This window comes from Phormidium sp. CCY1219 (assembly GCF_055795085.1).
Genome location: NZ_JAYFEQ010000237.1, coordinates 1 through 4085, shown reverse-complemented (window position 1 = coordinate 4085; position 4085 = coordinate 1). Strand labels below are relative to the sequence as shown.

The 4085-nt window shown below is 47.9% G+C and carries 4 protein-coding genes; 3 read left to right on the top strand and 1 reads right to left on the bottom strand.

Annotation, left to right across the window (positions count from 1 at the left end; genetic code table 11):
* Positions 1-348: 348 nt before the first annotated feature.
* The gene (locus AC0QH1_RS02460) at positions 349-1488 is read right to left on the bottom strand and encodes a DegT/DnrJ/EryC1/StrS family aminotransferase (protein ID WP_324629203.1); all 1140 of its coding nucleotides are present in this window, start codon (positions 1486-1488) and stop codon (positions 349-351) included.
* 225 nt (positions 1489-1713) lie between these two features.
* On the opposite strand from AC0QH1_RS02460, the gene AC0QH1_RS02455 reads away from it, so the two are divergent.
* The 3 genes from AC0QH1_RS02455 to AC0QH1_RS02445 all read left to right on the top strand — a co-directional run bounded on the left by AC0QH1_RS02455 (position 1714) and on the right by AC0QH1_RS02445 (position 3544).
* Positions 1714-2502, top strand: a complete 789-nt coding sequence (locus tag AC0QH1_RS02455) for an ABC transporter permease (protein ID WP_324629201.1) — start codon at positions 1714-1716, stop codon at positions 2500-2502.
* Positions 2503-2769: 267 nt separating this feature from the next.
* Positions 2770-3348 carry an AAA family ATPase gene (locus tag AC0QH1_RS02450; RefSeq protein WP_442957267.1) on the top strand — a complete coding sequence of 193 codons (579 nt, stop codon included), beginning with the start codon at positions 2770-2772 and terminating at the stop codon, positions 3346-3348.
* Positions 3335-3544: a hypothetical protein gene (locus AC0QH1_RS02445; RefSeq protein WP_324629200.1), complete on the top strand. Its 210-nt coding sequence runs from the start codon at positions 3335-3337 to the stop codon at positions 3542-3544. The genes AC0QH1_RS02450 and AC0QH1_RS02445 overlap by 14 nt, the downstream gene beginning before the upstream one ends.
* Positions 3545-4085 lie beyond the last annotated feature (541 nt).

The following is a 4085-nucleotide window of genomic DNA, read 5'->3' as shown; positions in this document are numbered from 1 at the left end:
TTAGGCTGGTCAGGTGGTTAGAAGTACAAGCCCCTGGCTTTAGACATGGGGTTGGTTTCTACGGAGTCCCTGACTGCTTATTTATCAATATCTTAACTTAACGATACAAATCTTTAAACTTTATCTTTCCCTGCCGAACCCACCCCTGTGCCACTGTTACCCTTACCTGTGGCGGATGCGGGCAGATTCTCCCCCCCTGGTCCTTCACTGCTCTACTATTGTCAATCTGCAACACTCCCTAAATTAAGTTGATTCTATATAACACATAATTTTTTATTTGTCAAGGAATAAGACTCAATTCGGGCATTTTTTCTCTGGGGACACTCGCGATCGCTCCCGTGAATATCGCTACACCTGTTCCCACGCATCCTTCAGGCAATACACCACCCGGTCTTGCTCTGCCACAGAAAGTTCGGGAAACATCGGCAACGACAACACCTCTCGAGAAGCTCTTTCACACGCGGGCAATTGACCCCTAGAATATCCCAAGTGGCGATAAACCGGTTGCAAGTGCAGGGGGAAGGGATAATACACCGTAGCGGCTACCCCCGCCTGCTGTAGCTGTTGCTGTAGGCGATCGCGCCAATTGGTTTCCCCCTCATCCCCAAGACATTTCACCCGAATCGTGTATTGATTCCACACTCCTTCCCCCCCTTCCAATTCCTGCGGGAGAACGATTCCCGGGAAGGGAGCAAGTAACTGATGGTAACGCTTCGCGATCGCCCGTCGCCGTTGGTTCCAACCCTCAAGATAGGGCAACTTCACCTGCAAAATCGCCGCCTGCAGGGCATCCAGGCGACTGTTCGCCCCCACCTGTTCGTGATAGTAACGCTTCGTCGCCCCATGATCCTTTAACACCCGCATCTTCGCCGCCAGTGCCGCATCATTGGTGGTAACAGCGCCGCCATCCCCAAACGCACCCAGATTTTTCGTGGGAAAGAAACTAAAACAGCCCATATCCCCGATGCTACCCACCTTTTTCTCCTTCCAAGTTGCCCCGGTAGACTGAGCGCAGTCTTCAATCACCGGGATCTGATGGGAAGCAGCGATCGCCATCAAGCGCGTCATCTCCACCGGTTGCCCGAATAAATGCACCAGCAGAATCGCCCGGGTGCGCGGGGTAATCGCCGCCGCCACTCGTTCCACATCTAAATTAAACCCAGAGGGCGCAATATCCACAAATACCGGGGTTGCCCCCACCTGGGAGATAACCTCAGTGGTGGCAAAAAACGTAAACGCCGTGGTAATCACCTCATCTCCCGGACCAATATCGAGCGCCCTCAAGGTCAGATAAAGCGCATCAGTCCCCGAATTGCACGCCACGCATTCCGAGGTGCCGATATAGTCGGCAAACTGGCGCTCAAAATCGCTTACCCAGGACCCGCCCACATACCGCCCGGATGCCATCACCTCTAAGACAACGGCTTCTACTTCGTTACGAATGGTTTGGTACTGTCTTGCCAAATCTAAAGGAGGGATATTATTCACTCGTTCAACCCATCACGATTGTTTAACCATACAATCAGATTTTGTGGCGAAAGGGAATCCGGTAACGAGAGAAAGTCGCTAAAGGGTGGGTAAAGCAGAGCAATTCCCCCATCCGGGAAAAGTGGTGCAGTTCCTGAAACCCGCGCTTTCCCGGGGAAATGCTGCATTCCTCGCGACTTCCGTTTCCCCCTGCCATGATGTGAAATTAACAACTCGCAATACACGATGAACGCAATCGAGCGCATTGAACTGGATTTTATCGATTTAGGATTAGGATTGGGGCTAATTGGGTTGGCGATCGCCCTGTCGGCGTGGCAGCAATTGGGATTGTCGGGGCAGTTTGCCTTAGCGGCGGCGAGAACCGTGGTGCAGCTATTGGTGGTGGGGTTTTTCTTAGAGTTCGTGTTTGAATGGAGAAATCCCCTGGTGGTGTTGGCGGTGCTGTTGGTGATGCTAACCATTGCGGCAATTGTGGCGCGCAACCGCATTGGGAAAAAAATTCCGAATTTATTGCCGTTTGTCTGGGGGTCGATTTTTGTCAGTACCGCCCTGACGTTAGTTTATGTGAATTTTTTGGTCCTGCGTCAACCCCAAGCATGGTTCGATCCGCAATATTTGATTCCGTTAACCGGGATTGTGTTGGGCAATGCGATGAATGCTTCCGCGATCGCCGGAGAGCGATTAGCCAGTACAATGAATACTTCTCAGGTGGAAATCGAAACCCATTTGTGTTTGGGGGCTACCCCGGAACAAGCGATCGCCCGCTATCGCAAAGATGCCATCCGCGCCGGTCTGATTCCCACGTTAAATGCAATGATGGTGGTGGGGATTGTCACCTTACCGGGCATTATCACCGGCCAGATTCTCAGTGGCATCAGTCCGATTAATGCGGCGGCTTATCAGATTTTAATTATGTTTATGCTGGCGTTTGCTACCTTGATGACTGCGATTTTGGTAACGAAAGCGATCTCACAGCAATTTTTTACGCGATCGGCACAATTGAAAAAATTTTAAATTTCACGGGGCGATCGGCTTGCGGGCAGTTTTTCCTAAAAATACCCAGTGTGGCGGGGATGAGAAATAAGCCAGTAACTCGGCGATCGCATCAGTCCAAAAACTGATGCGATCGTCACCTGAGTTCTAGCCGCTGCACGAAAGGGATGGGAGAACCAGAAGGGAATAAAACCCGGTGCGATCGGTTTCGGTTCATGGGATATCGAAGTCGGCGATTGAAATCCTGCCTCAAGAGATATTCTGTTTTTACCGGCGGGTCGCAGCCTGGTGACCACCTTATCTCAACAACGCAACAACATTGACATGGGCAAATATGATTCCAATGATAGTGAGTTAGAACCCCCCATAAAGCTCGACTATATTATGGAAAACTTTATCGAGCGGATTGAAAATGTGAAAGCCCTGTTTAATCAGAATTTAAGCGCAGTCATCGATATCGCAACAAGTTCTAATGATTATAATCGGGAATCCGAAGCCAGAGTTAGGCTTGCCAAACAGCTCATTGACTCTATCCTAAAAGGCTCGTATCGCTATCATAATGGCACGGAGCGGATTGAATTTAGTGATGGGCAAAGTACCTTAATAAATTTTGCCTCATCGGGACAACAAGAAGTGGTTTGGATTTTACTGCTAATTTTACTGCTAATTCTGAATCAACGCAAAGTATTTTTGGTGATTGAAGAACCCGAAGCTCATCTGTTTCCTGTAGCACAAAAGCAAATCATTGATTTGATTGCGCTGGTAGCTACTCAAAATGACAATCAAGTTGTTTTAACGACTCACAGTCCTTACATCCCTCTCATCTTTCAACAATCTTCTCTACGCCTACAACTTGGAAAGCGATAAAACTGAATCTGTAGAGCGGGTGGTCGATCGTCATTTGTGGATCGATCCAGACCGATTAGATGCTTACATGTTAGAGCAAGGCAAAGCTCGTTCTATTGTCGATCGCGACATGCGGCTGATTGAATCAGCGGAGATAGATAAAGCGTCTGATGTAATTATCGATACATTTAATCAACTATTTGAACTGGAGGATTAAGCATGAAATGCAGTTGTCAGGAGTTTTTAGATAATTACCCAAACTGTACCAAGTGCTCCACAGGTACGCAGATTACAGCACAAGAAAGAAAGCGAAACTATATCTTAAATAATCCGGACAAAAAGAAAGTTTGTAGAGTCAGAATAGATGAGTGCGTCATTGAAGGTTCATCCACCAAAAGATGCGATTACCTAATGGTAGTTTGCCATAGGGAGGGAAATAATACCAATGACAGCGACTAGTGCAAAGATATAAGCACTTATGCGAAAGAATTTGCAGGTTTTAACTTGTTATATAGCGGTTTTCATATTGTAGAGTGTTTTTCTGGATGAAGTGCCTAGCGGGAATCACAGTCAAAGCTCCGTACCACATAAGAATGAAATTTGCTAAATTTGCACCCTTGCTTACCCACCGACTCAAAGCTCCAAGGTACCCACAGCCGCAAATGATTCGCTCGAGGGAGGAGAAAAAAAAATGGACAAAAGAAGGGGGATGGGGTAAAATGTTAATAATGGGGGCAAAGGGTAAAGGCAATGCTTTT